Genomic DNA, 18363 nt, shown 5'->3' on the forward strand with positions numbered 1-18363 from the left:
CCTCGGTGCTCACGCGCGGGGCAGCCGCGGGATGCTCGTGGTCGCCGCCGGGGTGGCCGGCTCGGCTACGGCGGACGCCTCGGCGCGCAACTCCTCGATCCGGACGGCCAACCCGGCGACGGTGGGCGTCTCGAAGAGGCTGCGCATCGGCAGCCGTACCCCGGTCGCCTTGCGCATCGACGCGATGAGCTGCACCGCGACGAGGGAGTTGCCGCCGAGGGCGAAGAAGTCGTCGTCCACGCCCACCACCGGCACCCCGAGCCCGTCGCGCCACACCTGGGCGATGGTGGCCTCCAGTTCGGTGCGTGGCGCCGCCGAGCCGCCGGCCTCCAGCGTGGCGGTGGACGCGGTCGGGTCGGTCTCCGACTCCAGGCTTTCGGTGGTGACCCGGGCGGCGCGACGCCGGATGTCGGCCACCGACCGGGTGGTGATCACCACCTGGGCGCCGAGGCCGGCGGTGAGGCTGCGCCGGAACGCCTCCGCGCCGTCGACCGGCCGGATGTCCTCGCCGGGAACGTCGGCGGCCGGGACGGTGCCGGCCGGGGCGGCGTCGGCGGTGAGCCCTCCGGTGACCGCCGACTGGTCCACCCGACGCAGCACGAAGTCGCTGATCGCGACCAGCTCCCGGCCGGACGCGTCGGTCAGGGTCAGGTCGGCGGTGATCACCTCGTCGGTTCCGCCGTCGCGGTGGCGCAGATGGCTGTGGAACCGCTGCGGCAGCGTTCCGCGCACCACGATCCGCCCGTACGACAGCGGCAGGTAGGTGCCTGAGCCCTGACCCCGGCCGAACGCGGTGGCCACGTCCAGCAGGGCCGGGTGCAGCCCCCACGCGGCCAGGTCGGCGACCGCTTCGGCGGGCGCCTCGACGAGGGCCAACTCCTCGCCGTCGGCGAGGTGGTGCTCGGCCAGCGAGTGCCAGCGCGGCCCGAAGGTCAGCATGCTGGTGCGGCCCCGGCCGAACGACGAGTCGTCGTCGACCCGCCGGGACCGGGCGACCACGTCGGCGAGGTCCCGCGCCTGCGGGGCGGGGTCGGCGGTCCAGCCGGCCGCGCCGCGCACGTGGGTGCGCAGCACCCCGGCGGCGAGGCTCTGCACCACGAACTCCGTCGACTCGTCCTCGGCTGCGGTCAGCGTCACCCGGTACTGGGCGACCGAGCCGTCCGGCACCGAGAACGGCTCCAGGAACACCACGTCGCGCAGCTCCACCGCCGCGTCCGGGCCGGGGGCGGGGACGGCGGCGGCCACGGCGGCGCGGACGGACTCCAGGTGGGCGGTGCCCGGCACCACCGGCACCCCGCCGATGCGGTGCTCGTCGAGCAGCCAGTGGGTGGCGGCGCAGACCAGACCGTGCAGCACCGTGCCCTCCGGGCCGGTCACCTTCGTGGTGAGCACCGGGTGGTCGACGGCGGCGGTGACGGTGTCCCGGGTCAGGGCCCGGAACCCGGCCGGGGCGGTGCTCTCCGCCGCCATGCCGACCTCGGCCCAACCGCCCCAGTTCTGCGACACCACCGGAACGGACCAGCCGGTGCCCGCGCGGGCGTGCGCGTCGAGGAAGTTGTTCGCCGCGCAGTAGTCGACCTGGCCGAAGCCGCCGATCACGGCGGTGATCGAGGAGCACAGCACCACGAAGTCCAGCGGCAGGTCGCCGAAGACCTGGGCAAGGGCGAGCGTGCCGGCGAGCTTCGGGGCGAGCACCCGCTCGGCCTCGGCCCGCTCCTTGATCTCGGCCATGCCGCCGCCGGGCAGGCCGGCGGCGTGCACGACGCCGTCGATCCCGCCGAACTCGGCCTCGGCGGCGGCCCGGACCCGGCGCAGGTCGGCCGGGTCGGTGACGTCGGCGGCGAGCACCAGCACCGACGCGCCGGCCTCCTCCATCCGGCGGATCGCGGCGATCGCCCGGCCCACCCGGTCGGACTGGCCGGAACCGTGCACGGCGAGGTGGTCGTCCCACTGCTCGCGCGGCGGCAGGCCGGAGCGGGCCAGCAGCACCAGCTTCGCCCGGGCCCGCCGGGCGAAGTCCTCGGCGAGGGTGATGCCGATGCCGCCGAGGCCGCCGGTGATCACGTACCGGCCACCCTCGCGCAGCGCCCCGGGCTCACCCTCGGCGTCGACGGTGACCTGCTCGTAGCCGGTGACCCAGCGGCGGGTGCCGCGCAGCGCCACCTCGGTGTGTTCCGGGTCGACCGGGCGGCGCAGCTCGGCGACCAGGGCGTCCGCCCCGGTGGTGGCGGGGTCGGCGTCGAGCAGCCGGACGGTCAGCCCGGGCAGCTCGACGGGGAGCACCCGGACCAGGCCGGTGAGGGTGGCGTGCTCGGGCCGGGTCAGGTCCGCGCCGGTCACGTCGCCGATGCCGGCGGTCACCAGGTCCAGGGCCAGCGAGCCGTCCTCGGCGGTGCGGCCGGCCCCGGCGAGGGCCTGGGCCAGGTGCAGGGCGCTGAAGAAGCCCCGGTCCTGGGCGGCCCAACCGGCGGCGATGTCGGTGCCGGTGGGCTCACCGTCGAGGGCGAAGGCGTGCACCAGCCGCTCGGGCAGGGCGTCGCCGAGGGCGGCGACCAGCGCGTCGTGGTCCTCGCGCACGCCGGGGCGCAGCACCCAGCCGCCGTCGGTGGCGGCGAAGGCGTCGCCGGCGCGTACCTCGACGATCTCGGCGCCCGCGGCGCGCAGGCCGGCGACGAGCGCGTCGCCGCGCGGGCCGTCGGTCAGCACCAGGCAGCGGCCGGGTGCGGCGGTGGCCGGCGCGGGCGCGGCCTGACGCCACACCGGCACGGCGAACCACTCGGGCAGCGCCCGCGGGCCGGTCTCGGCCGGCGCGGCGGTGGCCTGCTCCTGCGGGTCCGGGTCGACCCAGTAGCGGCGCCGCTCGAACGGGTACGTCGGCAGCGGCACCCGCCGGGCGTCCGGGTCGGAGCCGGCGCGCACGCCCACGCCGGCGCACCACAGCGCCCCGGCGGTGGTGAGCAGGGCGGCCAGGTCGCCGGCCGGCTCCCCCGGGCCGGGCAGGCTGCCCAGCGGGACGAGCGCCCGCTGCTCCGGCGAGCCCTTGGCGACCTGCATCCGGGCCAGGTTGGCGAGCTGCCGGCCGGGGCCGCACTCGACCAGCGCCCAGGTGCCCTCGGCGAGCAGGGTCGCCACGCAGTCGCCGAAGCGCACCGGCTGGCGCAGGTGCGCCGCCCAGTACGCCGGGTCGGTGGCCTGCGCGTCGGTGATCCAGGTGCCGGAGACGTTCGACAGGAACGGGACCTTCGGCGCGCGCAGCGGCACGGCGGCCATCAGCGCGGTGAACTCGGCGAGGATCGGGTCCATCATCGGCGAGTGGAAGGCGTGCGAGGTGCGCAGCGCCTTGCTCTTGACCTTACGGGTGGCCTTCAGGGTCTCGGCGAACGCGGCGACCGCGTCGGTCTCCCCGGCCACCACGCAGGTTCCGGGGCCGTTGACCGTGGCGATCGAGACACCCTCGGGCAGCAGCCCGGCGACCACCGACTCGTCCAGCGGGACGGCCAGCATCGACCCGGCCGGCAGCGACTGCATGAGCCGGCCCCGGGCGACCACGATCCGCAGCGCGTCGGGCAGGTCGAGCACCCCGGCGACGGTCGCGGCGACGTACTCGCCGATGGAGTGCCCGGCCATCGCCGCCGGCCGGACCCCGACGCGCTGCCAGTACGTGGCCAGGGCGTACTCGACGACGAACAGGGCCGGCTGGGTGTAGCGGGTCTGGAGCAGTTTCTCGGCCGCCTCCGGGTCCCGGTCGAGGATCAGGTCGCGGATGTCCAGGCCCAGCTCGCCCCGGAGCAGCTCGGCGCACTCGTCGACGACGGCGGCGTAGCCGGGCTCCTCGGCGTAGAGCTGCGCGCCCATCCCGGCGTACTGGCTGCCCTGGCCGGAGAGGAGGAAGGCGACCCGGGGCGCGGGACCGTCGGCGACGCCGGCCTGCCGGCGTCGCTTGGTGCGCAGGGCGGCGACGGCGTCGGGCAGGTCGGTGGCGACCACGGCGACCCGGTGCGCGTACTGCTGGCGGCCCACCCGCAGGGTGTGCGCGACGTCGGCCAGGTGCGCGGCCCCGTCGGGGTTGCCGGCGAGGTGCTCGGCGAGCCGGTCCACGGCGGTCTCCAGCGCGGTGGCGGTCTTCGCCGACACGTGCAGCAGCTGCGCGGGGCGCACCCGCCGGTCGGTGCGGTACGCCTCCGGCGCCTCCTCGAGCACCACGTGGGCGTTGGTGCCGCCGATGCCGAAGGAGCTGACCCCGGCCCGGCGGGGCCCGGAGTCGGCGTCCCACTTGGTGAGGGTGTTCGCCACGTAGAACGGGGTGTCGGCGAACTCGATCGCCGGGTTCGGGGTCTCGTAGTTGATGGTCGGCGGGATCAGCCCGTGCTCCATGGCCAGCACCGTCTTGATCACGCTGACGATGCCGGAGGGCTGGCTGAGGTGGCCGATGTTGGACTTCACCGAGCCGATGCCGCACCAGCCCCGCTCGTCGGTGTCCTTCGTGTACACCGCCGACAGGGCGGCGACCTCGATCGGGTCGCCCATCGCGGTGCCGGTGCCGTGCGCCTCGACGTAGCTGATGGTGCGCGGGTCGATCCCGGCCATCCCGACGGCCTGGGCGACGGCCTCCATCTGCCCGTCGACGCTGGGGGCGGTGAAGCCGACCTTGCCGGCGCCGTCGTTGTTGATGGCGTTGCCGAGCACCACGGCGCGGATGTGGTCGCCGTCGGCGATCGCGTCGGACAGGCGCTTGAGCAGGGTCACCCCGACGCCGCTGCCCCACATGGTGCCGTTCGCCTCCGCGTCGAACGGCCGGCACCGCCCGTCGGGGGAGGTGAAGCCGTCCATGCCGAGGTACCCGGCGTGCGGCAGCTCGATGTTGACGCCGCCCGCGAGGGCCATGTCGCACTCGCCGTTGCGCAGCGCCTCGCAGGCCAGGTGGAAGGCGACCAGGGAGGTGGAGCAGGCGGTGTGCACGGTCAGGCTGGGCCCGCGCAGGTCCAGCCGGTACGACACGCCGGTCGCCACGTAGTTGGGCGAGTTGCTGGTGGCGATGGAGACGGCGTTGTGCGGGTTGCCGCCGACCCGCTTGTTGTGCAGCACGTTGCGGTGGAGGTACGCGGTGCCGCCGGTGCCGGCGTACACGCCGACGGCGCCGTCGTAGCGGGCCGGGTCGTAGCCGGCGTCCTGCAGGGCGGTGTAGCAGGTCTCCAGGAACAGCCGGTGCTGCGGGTCGGTGACCTCGGCCTCCCGGGCGGTCATCCCGAACAGGGCGGCGTCGAACCGGTCGTAGCCGTCGACCAGCGGGGCCTTGTTGACCCAGCCCGGGTCGTCGAGCTCCTCGGGGGTGACGCCCCGGGCCAGCTGCTCCTCCCGGGTCAGCTCGGTGACCGACTCGACGCCGTCGACCAGGTTGCGCCAGAACTCGTGCACGTCGGCGGCGCCGGGCAGCCGGGCGGCCAGCCCGACGATCGCGATCGGCTCGATGCCGTCGTCGGCGGAATTGTCAGTTTCGATCGCGTTGTCCATCAGGTCGTCCTTCGTCACGCGGTGCCGCCGGGGCGGCGGGGAGGGATACGTCGGGTCCGGCTGCGGCGGGCGGCGGCCCGCAGCGCGGCACGGGCCAGTTCCGGTCGGTCGGCCGCGCCGTCGAGATGGGCGGCGAGGGCCCGGACGGTGGGATGGCGGAACAGGTCGAGCATCGCGATCGACCGGCCGGTGGCGGCGGTCAGCCGGGCGTGCACGGCGGCCAGGGCGAGCGAGTGCCCGCCGATGTCGAAGAAGTTGTCGGTGACCCCGACCCGGTCGCGTTCCAGGACCTCCCGCCAGATGCCGGCGACCAGTTCCTCGGTGTCGGTGAGGGCGTCCGGGCCGGCGGGCAGCGCCACCGTCCGCGCGGGCTCGGCGGTCGCGGCGACGGTCATCGCGCCGAGCTGAGCGGTGCGCACGGTCGGCCGGGGCAGCTCTGCGGCGACCTCGCCGGCCGGCGCGTCGGGGGCGGCGGCCAGCGCACCGACCAGGGTGGCCAGGTCGGCCAGCAGCGCGTCGATCCGGTCGGCGTCGAACAGGTCCGGGTTGTGCACCACCTCGACGCCGAGCCGGCCGGCCCGCTCCGCCACGTAGACGGTGAGGTCGAACGGGGAGCCGGGCTTGGGCACCGGCGCGGGCTCGCCGGTCAGCCCGGTCAGCGCCAGCCGGGGCTGGGTGAAGTTGAGCACGTTGAACAGCACCTGCAACAGCGGCGCCCGGGAGGTGTCCCGGCCGACGCCGAGCGCCTCGACGATCTTCTCCAGCGGCGCGCCCGGGTGGGCGGTGGCGTCGTGCAGCTCGGCCGCGCAGCGGTCGACCAGTTCGGCGAAGCTCGCCCCGCCGGTGCGCACCCGCACCGGCACGGTGTCGATGAAGAACCCGACGACGTCGTCGAACGCGGCCAGCCGCCGGTCGGCGACGATCGCGCCGACGACGTGGTCGTCGCCGCCGGTGAGCCGGCTCAGCAGCTCGCCGAAGCCGGCCAGCAGCACCGCCGCGACGCCCGTGCCGCGCCGCTCGGCCAGCGCCCGCACCGCCCGGTCCGCCTCGACGGACAGGGTGACCGCGGCCTCCACGCCGGCGTACGTCTGCACGGCGGGGCGGGGCCGGTCGCGGGGCAGGTCCAGCACGGTCGGCGCGCCGCGCAGGTGCCCGGCCCACCAGGCCAGGTCCTCGGCGCCGCGCCGGCGGTCCCGCTCGGCCCGCCACACGGCGTAGTCGGCGTACCGGGCGGCCACGGCGGGCAGGGTGGGGGGCGCGCCGGCCACGGCCCGCGCGTACGCGGCGGCCAGGTCGTCGTAGAACACCGCCTCGGACCAGCCGTCGAACACCGCGTGGTGCCAGGTGATCGCGAGCACGTGGGCGGCCGGTCCGAGCCGGTACACGGCGACCTGCCAGGGCGGCCCGGTGGCCAGGTCGAACGCGTGCGCCGCGCCGGCGGCGAGCATTCCGGCCAGCTCCGCCTCCGGGTCCGCCCCGCCGGTCAGGTCGACCACCGGCACCGCCACGTCGGTGGGTTCCTCGCACACCGCGTAGGGCACCCCGGCGGTCTGCGGGATGCGCCAGCGCAGCACGTCGTGTCGCTCGGCCACGGCGCGCAGGGCCGCGCCGAGGGCGGGGACGTCCAGCTCGCCGCGCAACCGGTGGGCCACCGCGATGTTGTAGGGCGCGCTGGACGGGGCGAGCTGGTCGACGAACCACAGCCGGCGCTGCGGCGGGGACAGGGTGGGCGGGTTCCCGGTGGTCAGCCCGTCGCCGGGGTCCGGTGCGGCGGCGGTGATCCGTTCGACGAGGCCGGTCAGGGTGCGTCCGGCGAACACGTCCCGGGTGTCGACGTGCCGGCCCAGCTCGGCCCGGAGCGCGGCCACGAGCCGCATCGCGACGATGGAGTTCCCGCCGGAGGCGAGGAAGTCGGTGTCCGGGCCGGGGGCGGCGCCGAGCAGCCGGGTCCAGGCCCGGGCCACGGCCCGGGTGACCGGGTCGGCGTCGGCCGGCCCGCCGTCGGCCACCGGCGCGGGGCGGGCGGCGGCGGCCAGGGCGCGCAGCGCCGGGCGGTCCAGCTTGCCGGTGATCGCGCTGACCGGCAGCGCGGCCAGGCGCACCGTCCGGGCCGGGCGCATCGCGGCGGTCAGCCGGGGCTCGGCGTACGCGCGCAGCGCCGCGTCGTCGGGGGCGTCGGCGGGGGTGAGGAACGCGACCAGCTCGGCGCCGGCCGGCCCGTCGACGGCCTCGACGGCGACCCGCTCGACGCCGGGCAGCCCGGCGAGGACGCCCTCGACCTCGCCCAGCTCGATGCGCTGCCCGCGGATCTTGACCTGCCGGTCGGTGCGCCCGTGGTAGACGATCCGCCCGTCGGGGGCCTGGGTGACCAGGTCGCCGGTGCGGTACAGCCGCTCCCCGGGCTGCCCGGAGAACGGGTCGGGCACGAACCGCTCGGCGGTCAGGCCGGGCCGGTCGAGGTACCCGTCGGCCAGGCCGGGGCCGCCGATGAGCAGCTCACCGGTCTCCCCCGGCGGCACCGGGCGCAGCTCGGCGTCGACCACGTACGCCCGGTGGTTGGGCAGCGGAGCGCCGATCGGCACCGGGTCGGTCTCGGTGGCGGTCAGCTCCCCGCTGACCGCCACCACCGTGGTCTCGGTGGGGCCGTAGCTGTTGACGAAGCGCCGGCCGGGAGCCCAGCGGGTGGCCAGCTCGGCGGGCACGGCCTCGCCGCCGCAGAGCACGGTGCGCCAGCCGGGCAGCTCGGCCGGGTCCAGCATGGACAGCACGGTCGGGGTGATGAAGCCCCAGTTCACCTCGTGCTCGACGACGAACCGGGTCAGCCGGGCCGGGTCGGACCGGTCGTCGCCGCCGAGGAGCTGCACCGCGCCGCCGAGCAGCAGCGGGACGAACAGGTCGATGACGGCCGCGTCGAAGCCGAGCGAGGCGATGCCGAGGCTGCGCACCGAGGCGTCCGCGCCGGACCGGGCCGCGTAACCGGTGACGAACTCGACGACGTTGCGGTGGGTGGTGAGCACCCCCTTGGGCCGGCCGGTGGAGCCGGAGGTGAACAGCACGTACGCCGGGTCGCCGGGGCGGGCCGGGCAGGGGGCCAGCGGGGCGGGGCCGGGCAGCGCGACGGTCTGCACGCCCGGCACGTCACCGAACTCGGCCTCGGCGGCGTCGCCGACGACGACCCGCACGCGAGCGTCGGCGGCGATCTCGCGCAGCCGCCGGCGCGGGCCGCCCGGCTCCAGCGGCACGTAGCAGCCGCCGGCGAGCAGCACGCCGAGGACGGTGACGACGAGGTCGGGCCGCCGTTCGCCGCACACCCCGACCCGGCTCTGCCGGCCGACGCCGCGCTCGCGCAGCGCGGCGGCCACCCCGGCGGCCCGGCCGACCAGTTCCCGGTAGGTGAGCCGCTCGTCCCACTGGCGCACCGCCACCGCATCCGGGGCCCGCGCGGCCTGGGCGGCGATCAGCTCGGCCAGCGTGGCGTCGGGCCAGGGCAGCGGCTCCCCGTGCGCGGCGCTGATGGACAGGATGTCGGTCACCCGTGTTCTCCCGGATAGGTGGCTGGATCGGTGATCTGCAGGCGCAGCTCGCTGACGTAGCCGTGCCCGGCCGCGTCGGTGACCCAGGCGTCGGCGGGGGCGGGCAGCAGCTCGCTGACCGTGAGCGAGACGTCCGGGGCGGTCCGGGCGGCGGCGTCGACCATCGCGCACAGCGACTGGGCGTACAGCGGGCCGGTGAGGTCGACGTAGCAGGGCTTGACCTCGGTGCCGACCTTGACGAAGACCCGCTCGGGCAGGCCGAGGCGGTCCCGCCAGCGGCGCACCGCCAGGTACCGCGCGGACTCGCCGGTGACCCCGGCCAGCCCGCTCTCGGCGACGGTGGTCCGCCAGGTGCGCCGGGCCACCACCAGCCGGTCGATGGTGATCCGCGGGGTGGCCGGTGCCGGGGCGAGCAGCTTGAAGCTGTCCAGCAGCAGGGCGCCGAGCAGGTTCGCGAAGACCTCCACCAGCGGCCACCGGGCCCCGTCGGGCAGCTCGGCGGTCAGCCGACCCCCGGCCGCCGCCTCCACCCGCACGGCCGCAGCGGGCACGATCCGCTCGATGTCGGCGCCGCGGGCGGTGTCGATGCCGAGCTGCCGGTCGCCCGGGCCGTCCAGGTGCCAGGTGGTGCGGGTGGTCTGCCGGGGGAAGCTCGCCGGGTAGAGCAGCCGCAGCCGCGCCGGCCCCAGGTCGGCGTCCACGTCGGCGCGCAGCGCCGCCGGGTCGGGGTGGAACGGGGCGAAGACCGCGCTGTCGAACGGCGTGGTCGCCGGGTGCAGCTCGCCGAGGACGAGCAGGAACTCCCCCCGGTTGAGCGCGTCGACGCTGGGCGCGCTGACCTGCACATCCGGGCTGTGGATGCGGGCGGTGGGCCAGCCGGGGGCGGCGGCCGGGAAGAGGGCGTCGGCCCGGGCGGCCAGGTCGGCGCTGCTCAGCCGCAGCTCGGGCTGGTCCTCGGCCACGTCGGCGAGCCCGAACAGCTCGGCCCACCGGGCGGTGAAGCCGGCGCTGGCCGCCGCAACCGGGCCGTCCGGGGCGAGGATCAGCCCCTGGGCGAGCGACCAGATGTCGGCCAGCCGAACCGGCCCGTCGGCGGCCAGTTCGGCGTGCAGCTCGGCGAGGATCCGCTCGCATCCGGCGCCGATCTCGGCGGTGAGCCAGCGGGCGGCCCGCAGCACGATCGCCAGCGGCGCGGCCAGCTCGTCGAGGACGGCCGAGCCCACGGTGAACTCCAGGTCCCGCGACGTCTCCTCGTAGACCACGGTGCGGCCGGTGTACATCTGCCCGCCGTTGCGGGTGGCCGGCCGGCCGGTGACCGCGGTGAACTCGGCGTTGAGCGCGGCCAGGGCGGCGGCGAGCCGGCCCGGGTCGCCCGCGGCGGCTGCGATCTCGTCCCGGGCGGCCCGGAGCCGGTCGAAGCCGGCCGTCACCTCGGCCCGCACCGCCGGGTCGCCGACCGCCGCGATCCGCTCGGCCAGCACCCGTTCCGCCCGAGGGCTGTTGGGCAGTCCCGCGTCCCAGGTGAGCAGGCCCCGCTCGACCAGCCGGTCGAGCAGCAGGAACCCGTCGGCCGGGCGGCGCAGGCCGGCGTCGCCGTCCGCGCACAGCCGTTGCACCAGGTCCCCGGCCGGGGTGCGGCCGTCGCAGGTGGCCAGCAGCTGGGCCTCCACCGCGGACAGCTCGGTCGGCGGGTGCAGCGGCCGGCGCAGCCGGCGCCCGTCGAGGGCCAGGTGGGGCGGCAGCGCCGGGGGCCACCAGCGGCGCACCGCCAGGTCGTCGGCGAGCCGGTCGGCGTACGCCATCAGCGCCCACGCCTCGAAGTGGACCTCGCGCCGGGCGGCCAGGCCGGGGCCGGGGGTCAGCCGGGTGTGCGGGCTGTCCGGGTCGAACGTGCCCCAGCAGACCGGCCCGAAGAAGCCGATGGTCTCGGCCTTGCCGCAGTAGCGCTGCCAGTAGCGCAGCACCGCGATCTCCCGCTTGCGGCGGGGCTTGTTGCGGGCGGCGGGGTCGGTGCGCAGCAGCCCGTCGAGGGCGACCAGCATCTCCGGGTTCTGCCAGGTGACCGCCTCGCGCACCAGCGGGTCGGCGCAGATCTCGGCGAGCACGGCGGAGGACCGGGCCAGCGCGGCGGCCAGTTCCTTGTCGTACGCCTCGGCGAGGGCCGAACCGGCCAGCAGCGCGTCGGCGGCCTCGGCGGCGTCGGGTGCGGCGAACCGGTCGAGGCCGGCGGCGGGGAAGCCTGCGGTGCGCAGCAGCACGTCCCGCCACACCGACCAGCCGGTGTCGCCCAGCGGCAGCAGATGGTGGTGGTTCACTGCCCGGCCCGCCCCTCGTCGTCGACGATGTGCAGCCGCAGCTCGCTGAAGTAGCGCCGGCCGACGCCGTCGGGCACCCAGGCGTCCTCGGGTGTCGGCAGCATCTCGCTGACGGTCAGCGACACCCCGTCCCCGCCGTCCTTGCGGGCCGCCCGGACCATGGCGCTGAACATCGCGGCGTACGCGGGGCTGCCCAGGTCGACGAAGCAGGGCTTGGTCTCGGTGCCGAGCTTGACGTACACCAGCTCGGGCAGGCCCTTCTCGCGCCGCCAGCGGCGGACGGCGAGGAACCGGTCCCGTTCGCTGGTGACGTCGGCCAGGCCGCACTCCCCCACCGTGGTACGCCACGTCTGCCGGGCCACCACCAGCCGGTCCAGGGTGATCCGGGGCGTGTACGGGGCGGCGGCGACCAGCTTGAACCCGTCGACCGCGTGGCCGCTCAGCAGCCCGGCGAACACCTCGGTCAGCGGCCAGCACGACCCGTCGCGGGCGGTGGCCACGAGCCGGCCGGCGGAGTCGGACACGGTCAGGTCCACGGTGGGCAGCACCCGGTCCGGGTCGGCGCCCGGCGCGGGCAGGAACGCGAGCTGCCGGTCCGTCGGGCCGACCAGCGCCTCGGCGGTGCGGCTGGTGCGGCGGGGCCAGTCGGCCGGGAACAGCAGCCGCATCCGGTGCGTGCCGAGGTCCGCGGCCAGCGCCGCACGCAGCCGCTCGACGTCCGGGTGGGACGGGGTGAACACCTGGCAGTCGAAGGACGGCCAGGCGGCGTGCAGCTCGCCGAGCACGACGGTGTAGTCCCCACGGGCGAGGGCGTCGGCGTCGGTGGCGCAGATCTGCAGGTCGGGGCTGTGCAGCCGGGCGCTGGTCCACTCGCTCGCGCGGGCCGGGAACACCTCGGCGGCCCGGTCGGCCAGGTCGGCGACGGACAGCCGCACCTCGGTGCCGCCCGGGGGCAGGTCGGCCAGGCCGAACAGCCCGGCCCAGCGGGCGGCGAACTCGGCGGCGACCGCGTCGACGGGCCGCTCGCCGGTGCCCCAGAACAGGCCCTGCACGAGGAACCACAGGTCGGCCAGCGACACCGCGCCGTCGCCGGCCTCGGCGCGCAGCTCGTCGTACAGCTCGCGGAACGTCGCCCCGTACGCCTGCTCCAGCTCGCCGGCCAGCCAGCGGGCGGCCCGCAGCAGCACGGCGAGCGGGGCGGCCAGGTCGGCCAGCAGCGGGGCGCCGAAGGCCACGTCGAGGTCGCGGGCGGTGTCCTCGTAGCAGAGGGTGCGCCCGGCGTACATCTGACCGGCGCGGCGGCTGGCCGGCTGGCCGGTCAGCTCGGTGAACGTCCCGTCGAGCCGGTCGAGGGCGGCGCGCAGCCGGTCGGGGTCGCCGGCCGCGGCGGCCACCTCGTCGCGGGCGGCGCGCAGCCGGTCCAGCCCGGCCCGGGCGGCCCGGCGGGCGGGCTCGTCGCCGATGGCGTCGATCCGGGCCGCGAGCACGTCCTCGGCGTCGGGGGCGACCGGCAGGGCGGCGTCCCAGGTGATCAGCTCCCGCTCGACCAGCCGGTCCAGCAGCGCGTAGCCGTCCTCGGCGCGGCGCAGCCCGACGGCCGGGTCGGTGACCAGGTCCCGGGCGGGGCGGTGGCCGTCGGCGGCGGCGAGCAGGGCAGCCTCGACGGGGGTGAGGGTGACCAGGGGGCGACCGGGTCGCAGCACGGACCGGTCGCGCAGGCTCAGGTGGGGCTGGAGTGTCGGCGGCCACCACTGCCGCACCGCGAGGTCGGCGCCGATCCGGTCGCCGTACGCGGACAGCGCCCACGACTCGAACCACACCCAGCGCCGCCGGGTCAGCGTCGCGCCGGGGCGCACCCGGGCGGTGTCGGCCTGCTCCGGGTCGAGGGTGACCCAGCAGCTCGGGCCGAAGAAGCCGACGGTCTCGTTCTTGCCGCAGTAGCGCTGCCAGTACTTGAGCAGGGCCCGCTCGCGGTCCCGGCGGCGCACGTTGCGGGGCGCGTCCGCGCCGCCGGAGGCCAGCCCGTCGAGGGCGAGCAGGGCGTTGCGGTTCTGCCAGGTGACGGCCTCGCGCAGCAGCGGGTCGGCGGCCAGCTCGCTGAGTCGGCCGGCGGTGGCGGTGAGGGCCTCGGCGAACTCCTTGTCGAACCGCTCCTCCCCGACGCCGGTGGCGATCAGCTCGTCGGCCGCGGCGGCGGCCTGCGGTGCGCCGAGGGCGGTGAGCCCGTCGGCGGGGAAGCCGGTGGTGCGCAGGATCGCGTCGCGCCACACCGACCAGCCGGTGTCGCCCAGCGGCACCCGGTGCCCCGCCGTGTCGGCGGCGTCCCTCGGGTCCGCCGCGCCGGCCGCCTGCGACTCGCCCTTCGGATCAGTCGGGCCGTCCGGGGCCGGTGCGGTCCCGTTCGCGCCGGCGACCCGGACGGCGGTCGTGAGGTCGGCGCGGATCGTCACGGCCAACTCGGGGAGGCGGTCCTGCAGGAAGAAGTGCCCACCGTCGATCTCGCGCAGGGTGAACCCGGCGGCGGTGTGCCGCTCCCAGGCGACGCTCTGCGCGTGGCTCACCGCCCGGTCGGACCGCCCGCTGAACGCCACGACCGGCACCGGCAGCGGCTCGCCCGGGACGTACCGGTAGCTGTCCACCCGGCCGAAGTCCGCGCGCAGCAGCGGCAGCAGCAGCTCCACCAGTTCGGGGTGCTCCAGCACGCCGGCCGGCAGCCCGCCGCCGTCGCCGAGCCGGCGCAGCAGCTCGTCGTCGTCCACCCGGGACAGCCCGTCGAAGAGGCTGGCGTCGTCGACGTGCGGGGCCCGCGCGCCGCCCACGTACAGCCGCAGCGGCAGCGGCCCGCCGGTGCGACGCAGCTCGCGGACCACCTCGAAGCCGACCCGCCCGCCCATCGAGTGGCCGTAGATCGCGTACGGCCGGTCGGCCCGCCCGGCGATCGCGGCGGCGACCTCGGCGACGGTGAAGTTCGGGTCCTCGCTGATCCGGTTCTCCCGGCCGGGCAGTTGCACCGGCAGCACCTCGACGTCGGCGCCGAACTCCCGCTGCCAGTCGCGGAACGCGCTCGCGCCGCCGCCGGCGTAGGGCAGGCAGAACAACCGCACCGGCGCCTGGGGTCGGCTTCCGGCGGAGACGAACCAGTTCACCGCATGCCTCTCTGAGGGGGGTCGATCCAGTACCGCTGGCGCTGGAACGGGTAGGTGGGCAGCCCGGTGCGCCGGACGCCGTCCTCGGGGTGCAGGGCGGCGAGGTCGACGTCCCGCCCGGCCACCCAGTCAGCGGCGAGGTCGCGCAGTTCGCCGGGTGGGCCGGCGACCCGACCCCCGGCGGCGAGCATGCCGCCCGCCGGGGGCAGGGCGCCCGCGCTGGACGGGGCGTCGGCGGCGAGCAGGGCGTCCAGGCCGGCCAGGGCGTCGGTGAGGTCGCCCGCCACGACCGCCGCCCGGCAGGCGAAGGCCCGGCGGCCGAGCGCGAGGGTGGCGGCCACATCGGCCAGCGTCGGGGCCGCGCCGGCCAGGTGCCGCCGCAGCCGGGTCAGCGCCGCCCGCAGCGCCGTCGGGGTACGCGCCGACACCGGCAACAGGTGCTCCGCCGCGTCCGGGGCGTCGGCCGGCTCGACCGGCGGCGGCTGCTCGACGACCACGTGGGCGTTGGTGCCGCCGAGCCCGAACGAGCTGACCCCGGCCACCCGGCGGCCCACCTGCGGCCAGTCCCGGGCCTTCGTCGGCACGTGGAACGGGCCGCCGGCGAGGTCGATCTCCGGGTGCGGCCGGGTGAAGTGCAGGTTCGGCGGGATGACGCCGTGCTGGACGGCGAGCACCGTCTTGATCAGCCCGGCGATGCCGGCGGCGGCGTCGAGGTGACCGATGTTGGTCTTCACCGAGCCCAGCGCGCAGGACTCGGCGGGGGCGGCTCCCCCGTACACCTCGTGCAGGGCGGCGACCTCCAGGGCGTCCCCCAGCGGGGTGCCGCTGCCGTGCGCCTCGATGAACCGGACCTCGCCGGGGGCGACCTCGGCGGCGGCCAGCGCACCGGCCACGGCGGCGGCCTGCCCGGTGGGGCCGGGCACCGCGAAGCCGGCCCGGTCGGCGCCGTCGTTGGTGACCGCCCAGCCGGGCAGCACCGCGTAGACGCGGTCCCCGTCGGCCTGGGCGTCGGCGAGCCGGCGCAGCGCGACCACCCCGACGCCGGAGCCGAATCCGGAGCCGTTGGCGGCCTCGTCGAAGGCCCGGCACCGGCCGTCCGGGGAGGCCATCCCGCCGGCGGTGTGCCGGTACCGGGGCCAGGTCACGTTGACCCCGCCGGCCAGGGCGATGTCGCACTGGTAGTCGGCGAGGCTCTGGGCGGCGACGCAGACCGCGACCAGCGAGCTGGAGCAGGCGCTCTGCACGGCCATCGCCGGCCCGGTCAGCCCGAGCCGGTACGCGACCTGGCCGGGCAGGTGGTCGGTGGACTGCCGGCCGACCAGCCGGGCCTCCCAGTCGTCGGGGTCGACGTCGCCGACGACGGCCGGGTTGTCCATGAGGTGGAACAGGAAGTACCGGTTGGCGGAGGCGGCCGAGTACACGCCGACCAGCCCGGGGAACCGCGACGGGTCGTGCCCGGCGTCCTCCAGGGCCTCCCACGCGGTCTCCAGGAACAGCCGGTGCTGCGGATCGGTGCGGGCGGCCTCCTGCGCGCCGAAGGCGAAGAAGGCGGCGTCGAAGTCGGTCACGGCGTCGAGCCGGCCGGTGGCCCGGACGTGCCGGGGGTCGGCGAGCAGCCGTGGGCCGATGCCCAGGGCGGCCAGTTCCTCGTCGGTGTGGTCGTGGATCGCGTCGACCCCGGCGCAGAGGTTCCACCAGAAGGCGCCCAGGTCCTCCGCGCCGGGGAAACGACCGGCCATCCCCACCACCGCGATCTCGTCGCCGGTGTACTCGCGGGCGGCGACCGGCGCGACCGGGGGCGGCCCGACCGGGGCGCGGTCGGGCACGGGCGGGGCGTCCACGAGGCGGGCCTGCGCCTCGACCGTGGGGTTCTCGAACAGCCGCAGCAGGGGCGGGCGCACCCCGAACCGCTCGGCGAGACGCTGCTGGACCACGCCGAGCAGCAGCGACTGGCCGCCGACGTCGAAGAAGCTGGCGGTGCGGGCCACCGCCGGGCGGCCCAGTACCGCGCACCAGATGTCGTGCACGGCCCGCTCGGTGGCGGTGGCCGGCTCCTCCCCCGCCGGGACGTCCCGGGCCGGGTCGGGCAGCGCCCGCTCGTCGATCTTCCCGGTGACGGTGAGCGGGAACTCGTCGACCACCACGACGGCGCGGGGCAGCGCGTACTCCGGCAGCCGCCGGGCGAGGGCGGCGCGCAGGGCCGCCGGGTCGAGGGGCCCGCCGGCCGGTCGGGCGTACGCGAGCAGCTCGCCGTCGCGGGCGATGGCGCGGACCGCGCCGACGCCGCTCTGGGCGGCGAGGACGGCCTCGATCTCGGTCAGCTCGACCCGGAACCCGCGCACCTTGACCTGCCGGTCGAGCCGGCCGAGGCAGACCAGCTCGCCGCCGGGCAGCCGCGCGCCGAGGTCCCCGGTCCGGTACGACCAGACCCCGTCGGGCTCCCGGGTGAACCGGTCGTCGGCCCGGTCGAGATAGCCGGGGGCGACGTGCCGGCCGCGCACCACGATCTCGCCGCTGGCCGGGTTCTCGCCGCTGGCGGGGTTCTCGCCGCTGGCCGGGGCGAGGTGCACCTCGTAGCCGGGGAGCGCGGTGCCGATCGGCAGCGGGCCGGTGGCGGCGGGGTCGGCGTCGGCCAGCGGCAGCGCGTACCGGGCGGCGAACGTCATCTCGGTCGCGCCGTAGCCGTTGACCAGCACGCAGCCGGGGGCGAACCGGTCCCGTCCCCGGGCGGCGTCGGCGAAGGTGGCCTGCTCGCCGCCGAGCAGCACCGCCCGGACGGCGTCCAGCCGCCGGTCGCCGAGGGCGTCGAGCAGGAACCGGTACACCGTGGGGGTGGAGTGGTAGACGGTGGCCCGGTGCCGGACGAGTTGGTCGACGGCGTGGGCGAGGCCGTGCCGGCGCAGGTCGACCGGGACGACGGCGGCGCCGGTGAGCAGCGCCGGGTACAGGTCAGGGATGGCCGCGTCGAAGCTGAACGAGGCGAGCAGGCTGAGCCGGTCGTCCGGGCCGACGGCCAGGGTGTCGATCTGGTTGTCGACGACGCGGGCGAGGTTGCGGTGGGTCTGCCCGACCGCCTTCGGCAGCCCGGTCGAGCCGGAGGTGAACAGCACGTACGCCAGCGCGTCCGGGTCGACGGCGGTCGGGCGCAGCGGCGCGGGGGCCACCGCGTCGGTGGTCAGCACGGCGGTCCAGGGACGCTCGGCGGCGAGCCGGGCGGCCAGTTCCCAGTGCTCCGGGGCGGCCAGCACGGTCCGCACGTCGGCGGCGGCGAGCATGTGGCGCAGCCGGTCGACGGGGAAGCCCGGGTCCAGCGGCACGTACGCGCAGCCGGCGGCGAGCGCGCCGAGGAGCGCCGCGACGGTGGGCGCGCCGTGCGGGGTGAGCAGGGCGACGCGGTCGCCGGGGCGGACCCCGGCGGCGGCGAGGAGCGTGGCGTGCCCACCAGCGGCGACGGCGAGGTCGGCGTAGCTGACCGCAGGGCCCTCGCCGAGCATCGCCGGACGGGCCGGAACCTCGGCCGCGAGGCGGGCGAATCGATCGATGATGGCGTGTTTTTCCATGTCAGCGGGCGCGGTTCGCGACACCGTCGGCGGGCGCGCGGCATCCGGTCACTGTGATCACGATCCCCCCCCCAGGACTACACAATGGATGCAGCATATGGGCCTACAACCGGGCGGCAAGATCATCGATTGGAGTCGGACCGAAGAGCCGACGACGCCCGCCCGGGACGGCTGGCCAGATCCACCCGATCAGTCCTCTAGCGCGTAGAGGATCTTGGATTTACGGGTGTACCCGCCAGTAATTTTGCGGCCAAAGCGCCTGCTGGCAGGGGGTTTTCCCATGCGGCACACCCTGAGT

The 18363-nt window shown here is 76.6% G+C and carries 5 protein-coding genes; all 5 read right to left on the reverse strand.

The features are described 5' to 3' along the window. Positions 1–9: 9 nt before the first annotated feature. The 5 genes from ACH4T9_RS23835 to ACH4T9_RS23855 are packed head-to-tail and all read right to left on the reverse strand — an operon-like array spanning position 10 to position 18065. Positions 10–5511 carry an SDR family NAD(P)-dependent oxidoreductase gene (locus ACH4T9_RS23835; RefSeq protein WP_396673530.1) on the reverse strand — a complete coding sequence of 1834 codons (5502 nt, stop codon included), beginning with the start codon at positions 5509–5511 and terminating at the stop codon, positions 10–12. A 14-nt stretch (positions 5512–5525) separates the two neighbouring features. Beyond that, a complete protein-coding gene (locus ACH4T9_RS23840; RefSeq protein ID WP_396673531.1) occupies positions 5526–9044 on the reverse strand; it encodes an amino acid adenylation domain-containing protein in 3519 nt (1172 codons plus the stop codon). Beyond that, positions 9041–11359, reverse strand: a complete 2319-nt coding sequence (locus ACH4T9_RS23845) for a lantibiotic dehydratase (RefSeq protein WP_396673533.1) — start codon at positions 11357–11359, stop codon at positions 9041–9043. The genes ACH4T9_RS23840 and ACH4T9_RS23845 overlap by 4 nt, the downstream gene beginning before the upstream one ends. Next, positions 11356–14505 carry a thioesterase domain-containing protein gene (locus ACH4T9_RS23850; protein WP_396673535.1) on the reverse strand — a complete coding sequence of 1050 codons (3150 nt, stop codon included), beginning with the start codon at positions 14503–14505 and terminating at the stop codon, positions 11356–11358. The genes ACH4T9_RS23845 and ACH4T9_RS23850 overlap by 4 nt, the downstream gene beginning before the upstream one ends. Then, entirely contained in the window at positions 14502–18065 is a 3564-nt protein-coding gene (locus tag ACH4T9_RS23855) for an amino acid adenylation domain-containing protein (protein WP_396673536.1), read from the reverse strand. Before ACH4T9_RS23855 ends, ACH4T9_RS23850 begins: the two co-directional genes overlap by 4 nt. Between the last annotated feature and the right edge of the window lie 298 nt (positions 18066–18363).

It is taken from the genome of Micromonospora sp. NPDC020750, from assembly GCF_044334565.1.
Taxonomy (GTDB): Bacteria; Actinomycetota; Actinomycetes; order Mycobacteriales; family Micromonosporaceae; genus Micromonospora.

Bases quoted from the DNA above. Each gene is read 5' to 3' on its own strand.
- ACH4T9_RS23835 (WP_396673530.1), bottom strand. From the start codon at position 5,511: ATGGACAACGCGATCGAAACTGACAATTCCGCCGACGACGGCATCGAG.
- ACH4T9_RS23855 (WP_396673536.1), bottom strand. From the start codon at position 18,065: ATGGAAAAACACGCCATCATCGATCGATTCGCCCGCCTCGCGGCCGAG.